Source organism: Flavobacterium sp. AC274 (assembly GCF_979258275.1).
This window is the reverse complement of record NZ_OZ409852.1, coordinates 2,191,882-2,208,513: the sequence shown is the minus strand read 5'-3', so window position 1 is coordinate 2,208,513 and position 16,632 is coordinate 2,191,882. Positions and strand designations below refer to the sequence as shown.

Here is a 16,632-nt window from a genome sequence, read left to right as displayed (position 1 = left end):
TTTTATTTCGAATTTCAATTCAATCAAGCGATACAAAAGCATATATTTTAATAACTTTATAACCAAATCGCAAAGTTATGAGAGAAATATATATTGTCGAATTCCCATCAAATTTAGGCTTAAAAGAACCTCAACCAGGAAAAGAACCCGGTGTAAAACGTTTGCCGGATTGGTTTCAAAGACATAATTTGCATAAAATACTCAATCCTGAAAATACCCTTAGACTCGATCCTCCAAAATATAACAATACAAAAGATTCTGAAACGCAAATTCTAAACGCAAATTCATTAATAGAATACGCTCGTGAACAAGCTTATCTCGTAAATAATCTACTCACCCGAAATAAATTTCCTTTTATACTTGGCGGTGATTGCAGCATTCTATTAGGATCTGCAATTGCATTGAAACAAAAAGGCAATTATGCTCTATTTTATCTTGACGGACATACTGATTTTATGGATATTTCCTTATCAGGAACTGGTGGCGTTGGCGGAATGGCAGCGTCTATTGTAACAGGAAACGGACATGAAAAACTAACTAATATTTTAAACTTATCCCCTTATATAAAAGAAGAAAACCTTTGGTGTGTAGGCAACCGAGAATATGACGATGAATATGAAAATGAAATACGAAATTCGTCTGCAACTTATATTAGCCTAAAAGATTTGCGAGAAAAAGGAATTTCAAATTGTACAACAGCATTTCTTTCAGAAGTTGAAAACAAGAATCTGGATGGCTTTTGGCTTCATATAGATGTGGATGTTCTCAATGATACTATCATGCCTTGTGTTGACAGCCGCACGCCGGATGGTTTAACTTATGATGAGTTTAATGAACTTACCTCCTATTTATTTCAAAGTAAAAAACTTTGCGGACTCGAAATAACCATTCTGGATCCTGATTTAGATACCACTGGAAAATACACCAAAGATTTTGTAGATAATATTACACATACCTTCAACTTGTCTCAAAAAAACCAATTCTAAATACAAATTTGATTGCCATTAATTGTTCATCTGAAATATTAACGCTTTAGTATAAAATTACTGAATATTTTATAACAATAAAGTGGTAATTTTGCGGCACCAAATCTAAATCTTAGCCTAAGATGAAAAAAATAATACTCCTTGTTACAATTGCATTGCTGTTGCCCGTCAGCTTTTTTGCCCAAACAAAAAAAGAAGCACAATCGAGTTCAGAAACACAAAACATTTTTGCAAAATCATACGATAACGTTAATGATTTTGAGAAAATATTAACTCCAGCTCAAATAACTGCTTTAAACACCACTCTTAAAACATTTGAGAAAAGGAGACTTTATAAATTTATCATTGTAACTACTTCTTCTATAAAACCTTATACAGATTTATATGAGTATTCTCAAAATTTAGATAAATACCTCAACAGTAGTTTAAAAATGCAGCCTACTATCTTAATACTTTTAAGTAAAGAATTAAGACAGATTCAAATTTTAGGAGAAGATTCTATACGCTACAAACTAAGTGACGATCAGACAAAAGAAATAATTAGCAGTTTTGCCGTACCGGAATTTAAAAAAGGAGATTATTATAAAGGTTTAGAAAGCGCTGTAAGTGAATTAATAAAAAAGCTGGAATAATATTCTAATTTTTAAATCAAATATCAAATCCGATTTGCGAGAGCAAGTCGGATTTTTTTACCTATTATTTCAGGAAATCCGATCCTTATATGATAAAATTTACATTTCAAAAATGACAAAATAATTACAGCAAAAATCAAATAAAAAATATAATTTTTTATTTCAAAAAACTATATATTGTCATTCATTAATGATAAAAACAGATAGGCATGACATTAGAAGAGTACAAAAAAGAATTTTCAGATGACGACGCTGTTGGGTGGTTATCAATAGATAAAGAATTTGAAACTCTTTATCCTGGTCAGGAACCGAAACATTTTGCTCCCGCAATCAGCTATATGCTTGGAGGAGAACATCCGCTTGACGGAGTAAGTTTTTATGAAAGCAAAAAACAAACTGATCACTATCATTTTGTAACTTATGGTTTCTCTGAATTATATTATAACGAAGAAAAATTAGACAGCGAGTTTAGCAAATGGGGATTTGAAATTACGTTTAGGCTAAAGCCATTTGAAGAAGATAATGGAAACCCAGGCTGGGTAATTGCGTTGTTGCAAAATATTGCCAAATATGTATTTGACAGTGGTAATTGGTTTGAAGAATATCATTATATGCCTGCAAATGGTCCTATCAGACTAGATACAGAAACTGATATTACTGCATTATTATTTGTATCAGATCCTGAAATTCCAAAAAAGCAAACACCACATGGTGAGGTTTCATTTTTACAAATAGTCGGAATAACTTCTGCAGAATATGAAAACTTAAAAGAACATCCGGAAAAAGTGGAAGAATTAGTTGCCAAATTAAAAGAAAACAATCCTTTACTGATTACTGATCTAACCAGAAAGTAATTCAGTCCTTAAAAATAAGTCAAATCCTGTTTGTTTAACAAACAGGATTTTTTTATATTATTTAATCATCTTATGTTATTTGAGATTAAATTATCCTTCAGATTAAAAACATTTAACTAGAAAAAACAGTTAAATAATATTCAAAAGATATTGTGGCTTTATTATAAAAATTATCTTTGCTAAATAAATTTTAACAAGTATTGTATTTCAAATTATAAAGAAAAAGAAAAAATGAAAACAAAAATTTTAGCACTGGCCTTTCTTGTACTTTCGATAGCAGGATGCAAGAAAAATGATCTAAACACTGAATCTATTGAAAGTAACAAAAATTTAGAACCTTTAGAAAGATTAACTCAGGGAAATCAAAGATTTTTAGACGAAAAATCAATTCATCCACATCAAAACAAACAATCTGTTTTAGATAATCAAGATGGGCAAAAGCCATTTGCGGTTGTTATAACTTGTTCAGACAGCAGAGTTTCGCCAGAAATTGTATTTGATCAGGGAATTGGAGACTTATTTGTTATAAGAAATGCAGGAAATCTAATTTCTGATATTGATATGGGCAGTATTGAATATGCCATAGAACATCTGGACACAAAAATGGTTGTTATATTAGGTCATACAGAATGTGGAGCAATTAAGGCTTATATTAATGACAAAGATGGTTCATATAAAAAGCACTTTAATCACATTGATAATATTGTAGAAACTATTTCTCAGGAAAATGAAGAAATTGAGGCTGATAAAACAAAACCTAAGGCAACTAATTATCTTGGAGCAATTGATGCCAATATCAAACATTCGACAAAATTGATACAGGATAATACAATTGTAAAAGAACATAATATTAAAATTGTATCAATGCGATATGATGTTCATACAGGAAAAGTTTCCCAATTGTAAAAAAGTACATCGCTAATAAATCTGCCGAAAAACCTAAATAATAGTGTTACTTTATTTAAGTTTTTCGGCTATTTTATTTATTAAAATTAAAAAAGTTATAAAATACTTTCTCGAAACCAAAAGGTTGCTTATATTTGCAACCTAATGATTGCGTAATTAACTTCCTTTTCCATGAAACGAGATATATTCCAGGCCATTGCCGACCCGACACGCAGAGCTATTTTAGTTTTAGTTACTAGTCAGGCTCTTACGCCAAATGCAATTGCAGAACAATTTGATACTACACGGCAGGCGGTTTCTAAACATATTAAAATTCTTAATGAATGTGAATTATTAGAACAGCACAAGGCCGGAAGAGAAATTTATTACCAATTAAAAATTGACAAAATGAAAGAAATTGATAAATGGCTCGAACAATTTAAAGAACATTGGGAAAACCGTTTTAATCAATTAGATCAAGTATTAATTAATCTAAAATCTTTAAAAAAATGAAATCAAATCTTTTAATGAACTTTTCTGTAGATAAGGAAAATAGCACGGTTAATGTAAAACGAGAATTTAATGCGCCAATTTCTGATGTTTGGTCTGCATGGACAGAACCTGAAATTCTGGATCAATGGTGGGCTCCTGCCCCATGGAAATCCAGAACAAAAAAATGAATTTTAAAGAAGGCGGACAAAGATTATATGCCATGGTTGGACCTGAAGGTGAAGAACATTGGGCTTTGGCAGATTTTACTTCGATAACGCCTAAAACAAATTTTAAATATCTGGATGCATTTTGCGATAGCGGAGGTAATTTAAATGTAGATTTTCCACGTTCTGACTGGGATGTAAGTTTCGACGAGCAAAATGGCTCTACCTTTGTTAACATTGCTATCAAACATGAAAACCTTTCAGATTTAGAAAAAATCATCGAAATGGGCTTCAAAGAAGGATTTACAATCGCAATGGAAGGATTGGATAAAATATTCGAAGCCAAAAAATAACAAGAAAAACAATCACTTTTATTTGTATTTTCGTTTTAAATAATAGCGCCTAAATTTGAATTCAAAATTAGGCGCTATTTTAATAACTAATCGAAAACCAAATGCATCTAAATAGTAATAGAATCTGTATTCGAAATTTAAAAGATTCAGATTTAAATGATTTCTTTTCCTACCGATCAAATCCGAAAATTACCAAATATCAGGGTTTTGACATCATGACAATCGGGCAATGCAAAGATTTTATAGATTCTCAAAAAGATATGCAATTTGGCAAAGCCGGCGAATGGGTTCAATACGCAATAGAAGATCTCAAAACTAACAGATTAATTGGCGATTGCGCTATTAAACTTGACGATTATGATGTTAGAATTGCTCAGATCGGGATTACAATTTCGCATGAATTTCAACAAAAAGGATATGCAAAAGAAACGATGAAAACGATTCTCGATTTTCTTTTTTCTATTGAAGATTTTCATCGTGTTGTAGAAATTGTAGATGCTGAAAATAAAGCTTCGATAAAACTTCTGGAAAGTTTGGGTTTTAAAAAAGAAGGCCATTTTGTCGAAAATATTTTCTTTAAAGGAAAATGGGGAAGCGAATTTCAGTACGCCATGCTAAAATCAGAATACAATAACGAATGAAAATCAACTATGAATATTCTAATTGTTTACAGCCATCCAAGTGAAAAATCATATACATTTCAGATTCTGCAAAAATTGAAAGAGGAAATAAACAAGCAAAACTGGAATCTCCAAGTTTCAGATTTATATGCTATGAATTTTCAAAGCGATATGTCGGCAGAAGAATATGAAAGAGAAGGATTTGCAAAAACCAATCTTCCCATTTCTGCTGATGTTGTTTCAGAACATGAAAAGATTGAAAAGGCAGATTGTATTATTTTCCTGTATCCGGTTTGGTGGAGCGATTGTCCGGCAAAATTAAAAGGCTGGTTCGACCGCGTTTACTCGGTTGGATATGCTTACGGACAAAATGAAACTTCAAAAAAAATGAAAACAATTCCGCTTGGACTTGTGATTTGTACCGCCGGACATCCCAATAAATTTCTTGAAGAAATAAATATGGCGCAAAGTATGCAAACCATAATGCTCGACGATCGTTTAGGAAAAAGATTCGCAAACAAAGAAATGTTGATTTTGGGCGGAACTCTTGAATTGGAAAAAGTTATGGAAAAACATTTTATACAAATTGAAGATGTTGTAGAGAGGATTAAACAAATTGTGATTTAACCGCAAAGATCTTTTGTCATTTCGATCCCGAAGCTTCGGGATCGAAATGACAAGATTGCAACAAACACTAGACAATCTAAATCTGAACTCTAAAATTTAAAATCATATTAAATGACAATACAAGAAATCATCGACCTGCAGATGTTAGCTTTTAACAACAGAGATATAAAAAGCATGATAGCTTTATATACAGACGATACCAAAATTTACAATTTTTCAGATCATTCATTAGCGATAAACAACAAAAAAGAATGTGAAGAAATGTTTATCAAACTATTCGAACAATCTCCTGATTTGAATGCCGAAATTATAAAAACCATCTTTTTTGGTAATAAAGCTATAATTCATGAATATGTTTCCGGACGAAATGGAAACAATGAAAAAAAAGAGCAAGTGGTTATTTTTGAAATAGAAGGTCAAAAAATAAGCAGAATGGATATTATAAGATAGTAAACTTTATTTCTTATAAAAACAAAACCTCTAATATAGCCCCGATGGGAGCGGTATCCTTTTTCCTGCTCCTTTAGCAGGGAAAAGATATAGCGGACAGCGGGACGGGTGGTTCTGATGAAAATGATATTTCTGCTCCTGAAAAGTTAAACTCAAATTCCAAAATTTAAATTCCAAATTCCAAATTCCAAAAATCTAGAATCTACAATCTGAACTCTAAAATCTAAAATTACAAATCTGTCTTAAATCGCCCTTTAACTTGTCTCATAACAACCCTAAGTTATTGATTTTTAGAAAGTATATTTGTTATATAACTTTCTAAACTACACAAAATGAGTGCACAAGATTTTACCACAAGCATAATAGTAGATCAATCTCCCGAAGAAGTTTTTAATGCCGTTACCAACGTTCGCGGATGGTGGTCTGAACAAATTGAGGGAAATACAGCGAAACAAAATGATGAATTTAAGTATCATTATGAAGATATTCATCGCTGTAAAGTCAAACTGATTGAAGTGATTCCGAACCAGAAAATTGTCTGGCTGATAGAAGATAACTATTTCAAGTTTACAGAAGATGAAACGGAGTGGACGAATACAAAACCAACTTTTGAAATTTCAGCAAAAGACGGTAAAACACAGCTTCGTTTTACCCATTTTGGTTTGGTTCCTGATTATGAATGTTTTGACATTTGCAAAGATTCCTGGACAAATTACATTCAGAATAGTTTAAAAAAATTAATTACTACAGGAAAAGGCGAGCCAAATGGCAAAGACAAACCCAGAACCGAGAATGAGAGAAAACTGAGTGCAAATAACTAACTCTAAATCAACTAAAAAAAATCAGATCTACATTAAATGTCGTAGAGAAGTATGATATTTTTTATATTTACTAATGATTTTTACCACAGAGAACGCTAAGTTTTTATCTAATAGTATTTTTAGAAAACACAGAGTTCGCAAAGCTAAATGAATACAAAGCTTTGCGAACTCTGTGTTTTTTTATAAACCTAATAACAAAAAGAATTTGAAAAATTAGGCGTTGCTATCGGTAAAATCAAACCTGAAGATGTATAACTTTACTAAATGAAAAAAGTTGGACTTGTAGGCGGAATCAGTTGGGTTTCGACAATTGATTATTACAAATTAATAAATGAAGGCGTAAACAAAAAACTGGGCGGATTGCAATTTGCAGAATGCCTGATTTATTCTTTGAACTTTGGCGATATTCAGAAAAAACCTGGTCGAACTCGTATGAACTTTTACTAAATGCCTGCTTAAGTTTACAAAAAAGCGGTGTTGATGCCATTGTACTTTGCGCGAATACAGCACATCTGTATGCCAATGAAATTGAAAAAGAAATTAAATTGCCATTAATTCATATTGGCACTGAAACGGCAAAAGCTATAACAAAAGAAAAAATTACTACAGTTGGACTTTTAGGAACTTCATTTTCTATGGAAATGGATTTTTATAAAGACCGTCTAAAAAGCTTTGGCCTAAATGTACTTATACCAGAAAAACAAGAGACGAGAGATTATATACAACATGTTCTAAAGGAAGAATTAGGAAGAGGAATTATAAATCCTGATTCTAAACAAAACTATATCAAAATAGCCAATGAACTCATTGCTCGTGGCGCAGAAGGTATTATTCTGGGCTGTACCGAAATTCCTTTATTAATAGACCAATCTCATTTTTCGGTTCCTGTTTTTGATACTACAAAAATACATTCTGAAGCTATCGTGAACTTTATTATATCGTAAATTAAGAGGCTAATAAATCTGCCTCTTTTTATAATTCAAAAAGGTTAATTTCATAACTTAGTTAGCTTTTAAATTGACAAGTCATGACTAAGAAATATATTGCACGGGAGTTTTTAAAACTCGCTGCAAAAGGGCATTCCCACGAGGCATTCCGACTTTATGTTGGCAAAAATTTTAAACATCACAACGCCTATTTTAAAGGCAATGCCGATACTTTAATGCTGGCGATGGAAGAATCTGCCAGAACAAACCCAAATAAGATTTTTACAATTCATCATATTCTAAGAGACGAAAATCTGGTTGCCGTACATTCGCATGTCAAACAAAATTCATCAGATTTAGGCGCGGCGGTTGTTCATATTTTTAGATTTGAATCGGATAAAATAGTCGAACTTTGGGATTTAGGACAGCCTATTCCAAAAGAAACGATTAACGAAAACGGAATGTTCTAGCTTTTTCTATTTTTTTCACACAGATTTAACTCAAAACTCATAATTCATAATTCATAAATTATAACTCCTAACTTAAAAATGAACTCTATTTCCAGAATTTTATCTTTATTATTTTTCGCTTTTTTACTTTCCAACTGCAATTCGTTTGCACAAAAAAAGATGATTATTCTACTAAAATAGACAGTTTCATTAAAGTTGCTGACCCTAAATTTAATGGTGTAATTCTTATTTCTAAAAATGGAAAAACGTTGTACAATAAAGCACATGGTTTTACTAATTTTGAAACTAAAAAACCTATAACGATCAACAGCCAATTCGAAATTATGTCGAACAGCAAACTAATTGCCGCTGTTTTGGTTTTATTAGAAGTTGAGAAAGGAAAAATTAATTTACAGGATCCAATCAAAAAATACCTTCCTGAACTTACCCAAACCTGGGCAGATTCTGTTACAGTTCATCAACTTTTAAATCATACACACGGAATTGTGGACATCAATAAACCTCTGGAATTTAAGCCCGGAACTAATTTTCATTACGGAAATGCAAGCTACAGTCTTCTTGGTCAAATTGTTGAGCATACATCAAACAAAAGTTACAGCGAAGTGGTCAATGCACTTTTTAAAAAACTTGAAATGAAGAATACTTTTGCTTATAGTCCAGACAAAATTCAAAATCTGACTACCGGATACATTAATGATAAAAACACATATGAATCTGTCAAAAAATCATTAATAACACCTGAAAATCTGGGTGCTGATGGAATTGTTTCGACCGTGAACGATTTAGCAATCTGGAACAATAATCTTCATAAAGGAAAAATTCTAAAACCAGAATCCTATCAATTGCTCATAAAACCGACCGCACAATCACAACATAATTTCTTTGGAAAAGAAAAAGAAGGTTACGGTTACAGCATTCGAATTATCGAAAAAGAACCTGTAAAATATATTGGACATACCGGACTTGGCGATGGATTTTCTTCTGTAAATTTGTATTTTCCGGAAAGTGATGTGAGCCTGATCGTTATGGAAAACCAGATGAATGAAAGTTCAGATTTGTTTTATGCTTCTGAATTTAAGATCAAAAACCTATTACTTAAAAGCGATTTATTGCGTCAAAAATAAAACGTTATGGCAAAAAATAAAACTACACAAACAGAAACCAGCGTTAACGATTTTATAAACGCTGTTGAAGATGATACAAAAAGAAACGACTCTTTTGAACTCATTACAATAATGCAAAAACAAACAGGTTTCGACGCCAAAATGTGGGGGCCAAGTATTATTGGTTTCGGTAGTTATCATTATAAATATGCCAGCGGACATGAAGGCGACGCACCGCTTGTTGGTTTTTCGCCAAGAAAAGATGCTTTTTCCTTTTATGCCTGTTTAACAGATGAAAATAAACAAGAACTGCTCCCTAATTTTGGTAAACACAAAGTAGCCAAAGCTTGTGTTTATTTTAAAAAACTAGCAGATATTGATCCTGAAATTCTAAAAAAATGATTTCACTTTCGGTTAAAAACTTAAATACATTATACCCCTCAAATTAAAAATCATGGTCATTACGCTATTAATTATTTTACTTTCTGTTCTTATGTATTTTTTATTACATCCAAGGTTTGGAAAAAACCTTCCGGTGAAAGACTGGCTATAATACAAAAGTCGCCTCAATATAAAAACGGAAAATTTGAAAATAACTCTTTTACGCCTGAACTTGCCGAAGGTTATGGTTATTTTGATATTTTAAAACAATTCTTCTTTAAAAAAGTAGACCGAAAAATTCCGACTGATATCATTCCTTCTGTAAAAACCAATTTACATGAAATTTCGTTAGATCAGGATATTATGGTTTGGTTTGGGCATTCGTCTTATTACATTCAGCTTTCAGGAAAACGTTTTTTAATTGATCCTGTTTTCAGCGGCAACGCCTCGCCTATTTACGGCACTACAAAAGCGTTTCAGGGAACTGATATTTACACCGTTGATGATATTCCGGAAATTGATTATTTGTTGATAACGCATGATCATTATGATCATTTAGATTATAAAACGATTATGCAATTGAAACCGAAAATCAAAAAAATAATCACTGCGCTTGGTGTTGGTTCACATCTTGAATTTTGGAAATTTCCTGTCGAAAATATTATCGAAAAAGACTGGCATGAAAAAATAACATTAGATGAGAATTTAACGCTATATACCACACCGTCAAGACATTTTTCTGGCAGAAGCATTAAGCGTTGTAATACACTTTGGACTTCTTTTGTTTTAGAAACCAAAGACTTTAAAATGTATTTGGGCGGCGACAGCGGTTACGATTCTCACTTTAAACAAATTGGAGATCAATTTGGCCCGTTTGATATTGCACTTATCGACAACGGTCAATATAATCCGGCGTGGAAATACATTCATAATCTGCCTGAAGATGTAATAAAAGCCATGAAAGATCTGAACGCAAAAGAGTATTTCCGGTGCATTCATCGAAATTTGCACTGGCATTACATCCTTGGGATGAACCGCTTATAAAAGTAACAGAATTAAATGCCAATTCAGAAAATCCAATTCCGTTAATTACACCAAGGATTGGAGAATTAGTTGAATTGAAAAATGAAGAACAGGAATTTAAACAATGGTGGAAGGGAGTTAATTAAAATTTTAGATTGCAGATTTTAGCTTGAAAAACTAAAACAACTTTTAAATTATATCAAATTTCATTGCGAAAGACGGATTAAAATCCATCCCTACAATATGATACGTTCCTCCGGAACTCTTTATAAAATTCCGTAGGAATGATTTATTTTGTAGCTAGGGATTTTAATCCCTTGAAACGCAAAGTTGTCACAATTTTTATCATTCTGAGGAACAAGGAATCTTGACAAATAACCCGACAAAGATGGAGTTTTCTTAAACAGAATAACAAATATTATAATTAAAGAATATGAAACTAAAATTTCTCTTTTTCGCAATATCCTTTCTCACAGCAATTCATGTTTTTTCCCAAAACACCTACGTTTTTCTGGGATCATACAATAAAGACAAAGAAGCAGAATCGATACAAGTATTTCAATTAGATACTTTAAACGGAAAATTGACGAAGATAACTTCAGCAAAAAACGTTATTAATCCATCCTATTTAACGGTTTCTCCAAACGGAAAATACGTTTATGCCTGTACGGAAACCAAAACGCCAAATGACGGGAATGTGAGCAGTTTTGAATTTAATCCTGAAAATAAATCCCTGACATTTTTAAACAAACAAAAAAGCGGCGGAGAAAACCCAGTTTATGTTTCGGTTCATAAAAGTGGGAAATGGCTCGTAAATGCCAATTATACAGAAGGAAGTGTTTCGGTTCATCCATTATTAGAAAATGGAAAAATCGATTCGCTTGCGCAGAATTTTCAATATAGCGACGGAAGCGTTCATAAAGAAAGACAAACCAGATCGCACGTGCATTCGGCTGTGTTTTCTCCGCAATTTGATTATCTCTTTTTACCTGATTTAGGTGCCGATAAAATTCGTTGTTACGGTTTTGATGAAACCCAAAAAAGCCTTTAACCGAAACTAAAAATCCGTTTACAAAAACTGATTTAGAAGCCGGGCCAAGACATTTTACTTTTCACCCAAATCAAAAATTTGGTTATTGTATTGAAGAAATGGCTGGCGCAATCAGCGTTTATCAATATGAAAACGGAGCTTTACAAAAAATACAGCGCATCAACACGCATCCTGATAAAATCAAAGAAGGTTTTGAAAGTTCTGATATTCATATTTCGCCAGACGGAAAATTTCTGTATGCCACAAATCGCGGTCAGGAAAACAATATTGCTATTTTTTCTATTGATGAAAACGGACTTTTAACAAACATTGGTTATCAATCGACTTTAGGAAAACATCCCAGAATTTTTGCCATTGATGAAAGCGGAAAATTTCTGATTGCGACAAATGTTATTTCAGGAAACGTGATTGTTTTTAAAAGAAATTCAATAACAGGATTACTTAAAAAAGTAGGCAAAGAAGTTAAAATGGAGAACGTTTCCTGTGTGCAGATAAAAAGGATTTAACCTTTATTTTGTGTAGCTGTTCATCTTTGTCAAAGTTTTAAACTTTGACAAAGATTTGCACAATTTTGTCATCCTGACGAAGAAAGGATCTCCGTAAGAAACTCCACAAAATATGTCGCCAATCTTTGTCGATTTCCGAGTGTGATTTCTCCTTTCGTCGAAATGACAAACTTTGTAAAAAAACTTTTAATTCGAGCAAATTAGTGCAATTCGTGGCAAAAAAAACAAAAAATATGACAACATTCAATTTACAACCGGAAGTTTTAGAAAACGACATTATAAAATTAATTCCGCTACAGGAAAATCATTTTAAAGAACTTCATGAGGCAGCTTCAGATCCTTTAATCTGGGAACAATATCCTATAAAAGACAGATATAAAATTGAAGTTTTTAAACCGTTTTTTGAAGGAGCAATAAACTCAAAAGGTGCTTTTTTAATCTTAGATAAAGTAACCAACGAAGTTATGGGAACAACCCGATTTTACGATTACAATGCCGAAAAATCAAGTGTGGGAATTGGATTTACTTTTATTACCCGAAAATTTTGGGGCGGGCCTTATAATAAAGCTGTAAAAAAATTAATGATCGATTATGCTTTTGAGCATTTAAACTCGGTGATTTTTCATGTTGCAGAACAAAATTTCCGTTCGCAAAAAGCAGTTTTAAAGCTTGGAGCCGAAAAAATAAATGAAGTCAATTTTAATATGAATGGAGTTGATGTAATCCATTATGAATACGAATTAAAAAAATAATTAAATGAAAAGCATAACAGTTTTTTGCGGATCCAGTTTTGGAACCGAAGAAATTTATAAAGACCAAGCCGTTTTACTCGGACAAACTCTGGCAAAACAAAATATTAAATTAATTTACGGCGGTGCAAACGTAGGTTTAATGGGTGCTGTAGCCGATGGCGTTTTAAATGCCGGCGGAGAAGCAATTGGTGTTCTTCCTGATTTTTTAAGATCTAAAGAAATAGCACATTTGGGTCTTACTGAATTAATTTTGGTTGAAAGCATGCACGAAAGAAAAACCAAAATGAACGACTTATGCGAAGGCGTTATTGCGCTTCCGGGTGGTTTTGGAACTCTGGAGGAACTTTTTGAAATGCTGACCTGGGCACAATTGGGTTTACACAAAAAACCTATCGCCATTTTAAACATCAACGGATTTTATGATTCTCTTATTCAATTAACCCAAACAATGGTTGAAAAAGGTTTATTGAAAGATGTTAATCAAAAAATGCTTTTGGTAAGTGATAATATTGATGATTTATTAAATCAAATGAAAAATTATGTCGCGCCAACTGTTGGAAAATGGATTGAGAAAAAGGAGTTGTAGTTATGATTTTTGAGTTATGAGTGATTTGCTTTGCTTTTAAAATTAAACAATTAGCCTTATATTTACATTTCAACTTTTACTCATTAACATATAACTTCTCACAAATAACATCTAACTTCCAAAAGATGAAAACAGAAAATAATAAATTCGCAAAAGCCGAAATGCTGATTAGAAAACCTGTTTCAGAAGTTTTTCAGGCTTTTATTGATCCCGAAATCACCAGTAAATTTTGGTTTACAAAAGGTTCCGGAAAACTGAAACAAGATGAAAAAACAGAATGGACATGGGAAATGTATGGCTTTTCATTAATGGTTACGACACATGTTTTGCAGGAAAATAAAAAAATTGTGGTCGAATGGGGAAATCCTGATGAAAGCACTATTGTCGAATGGGTTTTTACGCCATTAAACGAAAATGAAACTTTTGTAAGCATTACCAATTCTGGTTTTAAAGGAGATACGGACAAAATAATCGATCAGGTTCGAAATTCTACCGAAGGTTTCACTTTGGTTTTAGCCGGAGCAAAAGCTTACTTAGAACACCATATTTTATTGAATCTTGTTTTAGACAGATTCCCGAAAGGTCTGGCATAAAAAGTTTCAAGTTTATTTTGTTTCAAGTTTCAAGTTCTCGCAGAACCTGAAACTTGAAACCTGAAACTAAAACAACAAAATATAAAAATGGATACGAAGAAACCCAAAAATATCGACGAATATATAGGCGGATTTCCAAATGAGGTTCAGGAAATTCTGGAGAAAATAAGAGAGACAATTCAGAAAGCAGCGCCGGATGCTAAAGAAAAAATCAGCTATTCGATGCCGGCTTTTGAGCAAAACGGAATTGTAGTTTATTTTGCCGCTTTTAAAAATCACATTGGCTTGTATGCGTTGCCAAGCGGTCATGAAGAATTTAAAGAAGAACTTTCTAAATACAAGTCCGGAAAAGGTTCTGTCCAATTTCCTTTGGATAAACCGATGCCGTTTGATTTGATTACCAAAATTGTAAAATTCAGAGTGAAAGAAAATCTGGAAAAAGCGAAAAAGAAATAACTTTCAATGGATTTAAGCGAACATTACAATCAACTTTACAAAAAATCTGCAGCATCTATTTTAGCCGAAAATTATAAATTAGATTTTCAAATCAATAATCCCTCAGATTCTCGTTTTGGTATTACGTTACTCATCCGCCCAAGCGAAAAAATCAAAACCAATATTCAGTTGTTTTTAAACGAATTAAAGGCAATTGAACCCAGACAATATTATTATCCTGATGCTGATATTCATATTACGCTAATGTCGATTATTTCGTGTTATGAAGGTTTTACTTTAGATAAAATTTCAATTGAGGATTACATCAAAGTCATACAGGAAAGTTTAATTAATTTAGGCAAAATTAAAATTGAATTTCGAGGCGTAACAGCTTCGCCTTCTGCGCTAATGATTCAGGGTTTTCCTGCCGATGAAAGCTTGAATAATTTACGAAACAAACTTCGTGAGAATTTTAAAAAATCTACTTTGCAGCAAAGTATTGATAGTCGTTATGCAATTTCAACCGCGCATTCGACTGTAATGCGTTTTCAGGAAAAACTTCAAAATCCGGAGAAATTAATTGCGGTTGCAGAGAAATTCCGAGATTATAATTTTGGGAAATTTACAGTTGATAAAGTAGAATTTGTTTATAATGATTGGTATCAGAGAGAAAATAACACGGTTCATTTATACGATTTTGATATATAAATTTTTTCGCCACGAATTCACGAATTATTATTAATTATTCATAGAAAATAATTCGTGAATTCGTGGCTATTTTATCTACGCTATTTAAATTCCCCAAAATGCCATAAAACACCCGACGGATCGTGCAGAAAACATTCTCTTCCCCAATCTAAATTACGAATTGGAGTAAGTTTTACACCTTCATATTTTTCAGGAAGATTTAAGGCCAAAAGTTCGTTGTAATAACGATCGACATCATCAACTTCAAGAAAAATCATCGTGTTTTCGATCCAGTCTTTTGTATAATAATCCTGAAGATAAAAAGCTGTTTCTTCACTTTTAAAAACAGAAAAATTACTTTCTAAAACTGTTTCTTCAAAACCTAAATCACGATAGAAGCTTCTTGAGATTTCGAAATCCTTGGCGCCGATAAAAGGCCGTATTGATTTGATTTTGTGATTCATTTTTATAGTTTTTCAAAATTACTTTTCGAAACCAATTTGTTTTCGTAAATCTAAATTTAAGCTATATTGTTCCTGAATTGGAATTATCTTTCTCGAACTTTTATTAATATCACTTCCTTCTGCTGTCCAGAGAAAAGGGTAAAAATTAAAAACTTCATCACCTTTTAATTTTGAAACTTCTTCCCTCCATCCATTCCATCTGTTACCTTCATAAAATTTATCTAAATTGTTATTAAAACAAAATTCTAAAAATTCAGAATATGTAATATCAAGTTGTTCATATTCGAGATTATCAGGAGAAAAATAATAAATTTTACCTACATCCGTTCCTAATCCACCTCCATTCAAAAGATAAAAACCACCAATTGCATCATCTGCTATTAATAAAAAAGGTGGCGTTTCACCAAACTCATTAAATGATTTTCCTTTATTCCAATCCGGAAGTGTTCGATTAAATCTTGAATTTCCTGAACCTAAAATTCTAATCCAGCCATCATCAATTAAAAGACCTCCTGTCATAAAAACAATTGCTCCCATCGGAGAACGAGTTGTAACCTGAGTATGAAATAATGCTTCTTTTGCCTTCAATTCATCGGCCGGTAAAATCTCAACTTTATTTTTTGCAGTTTTAATCCAGCCTTGAACAATTACCCAGCCTGGATCTTTTTTATCTATAAGTTCTTCAGCCTTTTTCATTTTATTTTGTCCGGTTGTCACAAAAGTTATTAATATCAACGAAATTAACAGCAATTTTCTTTTCATTTATTCTAT

At 32.3% G+C, this 16,632-nt stretch carries 24 protein-coding genes and 2 pseudogenes; 24 read left to right on the top strand and 2 right to left on the bottom strand.

All coding sequences use genetic code 11. From position 1 onward, the window contains the following. The first annotated feature begins 77 nt into the window (after positions 1-77). From ACZZZT_RS10335 to ACZZZT_RS10220, 24 genes and pseudogenes are all read left to right on the top strand, one after another. Positions 78-986 carry an arginase family protein gene (locus tag ACZZZT_RS10335; RefSeq protein ID WP_463460298.1) on the top strand — a complete coding sequence of 303 codons (909 nt, stop codon included), beginning with the start codon at positions 78-80 and terminating at the stop codon, positions 984-986. A 122-nt stretch (positions 987-1,108) separates the two neighbouring features. Then, positions 1,109-1,618, top strand: coding sequence for a TPM domain-containing protein (locus ACZZZT_RS10330; RefSeq protein ID WP_463460297.1), 510 nt, complete (start codon positions 1,109-1,111; stop codon positions 1,616-1,618). 209 nt (positions 1,619-1,827) lie between these two features. Next, positions 1,828-2,472, top strand: coding sequence for a suppressor of fused domain protein (locus ACZZZT_RS10325; protein WP_463460296.1), 645 nt, complete (start codon positions 1,828-1,830; stop codon positions 2,470-2,472). A gap of 231 nt (positions 2,473-2,703) precedes the next feature. Beyond that, positions 2,704-3,378, top strand: a complete 675-nt coding sequence (locus tag ACZZZT_RS10320; protein ID WP_463460295.1) for a carbonic anhydrase — start codon at positions 2,704-2,706, stop codon at positions 3,376-3,378. 171 nt (positions 3,379-3,549) lie between these two features. Further along, the gene (locus ACZZZT_RS10315; protein WP_042563051.1) at positions 3,550-3,870 is read left to right on the top strand and encodes an ArsR/SmtB family transcription factor; all 321 of its coding nucleotides are present in this window, start codon (positions 3,550-3,552) and stop codon (positions 3,868-3,870) included. After that, positions 3,867-4,366 (top strand): annotated as a pseudogene (locus ACZZZT_RS10310) (SRPBCC family protein). Before ACZZZT_RS10315 ends, ACZZZT_RS10310 begins: the two are co-directional and overlap by 4 nt. A 101-nt stretch (positions 4,367-4,467) precedes the next feature. Beyond that, the gene (locus tag ACZZZT_RS10305) at positions 4,468-5,007 is read left to right on the top strand and encodes a GNAT family N-acetyltransferase (RefSeq protein WP_463460294.1); all 540 of its coding nucleotides are present in this window, start codon (positions 4,468-4,470) and stop codon (positions 5,005-5,007) included. Between the two features lie 9 nt (positions 5,008-5,016). Then, the gene (locus ACZZZT_RS10300; protein ID WP_463460293.1) at positions 5,017-5,613 is read left to right on the top strand and encodes an NAD(P)H-dependent oxidoreductase; all 597 of its coding nucleotides are present in this window, start codon (positions 5,017-5,019) and stop codon (positions 5,611-5,613) included. Between the two features lie 111 nt (positions 5,614-5,724). Beyond that, positions 5,725-6,063, top strand: a complete 339-nt coding sequence (locus tag ACZZZT_RS10295; protein ID WP_463460292.1) for a nuclear transport factor 2 family protein — start codon at positions 5,725-5,727, stop codon at positions 6,061-6,063. Positions 6,064-6,395: 332 nt separating this feature from the next. Further along, a complete protein-coding gene (locus tag ACZZZT_RS10290) occupies positions 6,396-6,884 on the top strand; it encodes an SRPBCC family protein (protein WP_463460291.1) in 489 nt (162 codons plus the stop codon). A gap of 264 nt (positions 6,885-7,148) precedes the next feature. Continuing rightward, the gene (locus tag ACZZZT_RS10285; protein WP_463460290.1) at positions 7,149-7,331 is read left to right on the top strand and encodes a hypothetical protein; all 183 of its coding nucleotides are present in this window, start codon (positions 7,149-7,151) and stop codon (positions 7,329-7,331) included. Beyond that, positions 7,259-7,828, top strand: coding sequence for an aspartate/glutamate racemase family protein (locus ACZZZT_RS10280; RefSeq protein ID WP_463460289.1), 570 nt, complete (start codon positions 7,259-7,261; stop codon positions 7,826-7,828). The genes ACZZZT_RS10285 and ACZZZT_RS10280 overlap by 73 nt, the downstream gene beginning before the upstream one ends. A gap of 83 nt (positions 7,829-7,911) precedes the next feature. Next, entirely contained in the window at positions 7,912-8,280 is a 369-nt protein-coding gene (locus tag ACZZZT_RS10275) for a nuclear transport factor 2 family protein (protein WP_042563058.1), read from the top strand. 248 nt (positions 8,281-8,528) lie between these two features. Next, a complete protein-coding gene (locus ACZZZT_RS10270; protein WP_463460288.1) occupies positions 8,529-9,404 on the top strand; it encodes a serine hydrolase domain-containing protein in 876 nt (291 codons plus the stop codon). 6 nt (positions 9,405-9,410) lie between these two features. Next, positions 9,411-9,785, top strand: a complete 375-nt coding sequence (locus ACZZZT_RS10265; protein WP_463460287.1) for a DUF1801 domain-containing protein — start codon at positions 9,411-9,413, stop codon at positions 9,783-9,785. A gap of 342 nt (positions 9,786-10,127) precedes the next feature. Beyond that, positions 10,128-10,808 (top strand): MBL fold metallo-hydrolase, encoded by a 681-nt coding sequence (locus ACZZZT_RS10260; RefSeq protein ID WP_463460286.1) that lies wholly within the window; start codon positions 10,128-10,130, stop codon positions 10,806-10,808. Next, complete coding sequence (locus tag ACZZZT_RS10255; protein ID WP_463460285.1) at positions 10,754-10,933, top strand: hypothetical protein; 180 nt, start codon at positions 10,754-10,756, stop codon at positions 10,931-10,933. Before ACZZZT_RS10260 ends, ACZZZT_RS10255 begins: the two co-directional genes overlap by 55 nt. A 287-nt stretch (positions 10,934-11,220) precedes the next feature. Next, positions 11,221-11,838 carry a lactonase family protein gene (locus tag ACZZZT_RS10250; protein WP_463460284.1) on the top strand — a complete coding sequence of 206 codons (618 nt, stop codon included), beginning with the start codon at positions 11,221-11,223 and terminating at the stop codon, positions 11,836-11,838. 59 nt (positions 11,839-11,897) lie between these two features. Then, positions 11,898-12,344, top strand: a pseudogene (locus ACZZZT_RS10245) (lactonase family protein); the annotation flags it as partial. A gap of 233 nt (positions 12,345-12,577) precedes the next feature. Next, positions 12,578-13,096: a GNAT family N-acetyltransferase gene (locus ACZZZT_RS10240; protein WP_463460283.1), complete on the top strand. Its 519-nt coding sequence runs from the start codon at positions 12,578-12,580 to the stop codon at positions 13,094-13,096. Positions 13,097-13,100: 4 nt separating this feature from the next. Next, the gene (locus tag ACZZZT_RS10235) at positions 13,101-13,682 is read left to right on the top strand and encodes an LOG family protein (RefSeq protein ID WP_463460282.1); all 582 of its coding nucleotides are present in this window, start codon (positions 13,101-13,103) and stop codon (positions 13,680-13,682) included. Positions 13,683-13,807: 125 nt separating this feature from the next. After that, the gene (locus tag ACZZZT_RS10230) at positions 13,808-14,275 is read left to right on the top strand and encodes an SRPBCC family protein (protein ID WP_042563066.1); all 468 of its coding nucleotides are present in this window, start codon (positions 13,808-13,810) and stop codon (positions 14,273-14,275) included. Positions 14,276-14,362: 87 nt separating this feature from the next. Beyond that, positions 14,363-14,731, top strand: coding sequence for an iron chaperone (locus tag ACZZZT_RS10225; RefSeq protein ID WP_463460281.1), 369 nt, complete (start codon positions 14,363-14,365; stop codon positions 14,729-14,731). A 6-nt stretch (positions 14,732-14,737) separates the two neighbouring features. Next, positions 14,738-15,418, top strand: a complete 681-nt coding sequence (locus ACZZZT_RS10220) for a 2'-5' RNA ligase family protein (protein WP_463460280.1) — start codon at positions 14,738-14,740, stop codon at positions 15,416-15,418. An 80-nt stretch (positions 15,419-15,498) separates the two neighbouring features. Here the strand turns inward: ACZZZT_RS10220 and ACZZZT_RS10215 are convergent, their stop codons facing one another. Further along, on the bottom strand, positions 15,499-15,861 hold the full coding sequence (locus ACZZZT_RS10215) for a VOC family protein (RefSeq protein ID WP_463460279.1): 363 nt from the start codon (positions 15,859-15,861) through the stop codon (positions 15,499-15,501). Positions 15,862-15,879: 18 nt separating this feature from the next. After that, positions 15,880-16,623: a DUF2625 domain-containing protein gene (locus tag ACZZZT_RS10210; RefSeq protein ID WP_463460278.1), complete on the bottom strand. Its 744-nt coding sequence runs from the start codon at positions 16,621-16,623 to the stop codon at positions 15,880-15,882. Positions 16,624-16,632 lie beyond the last annotated feature (9 nt).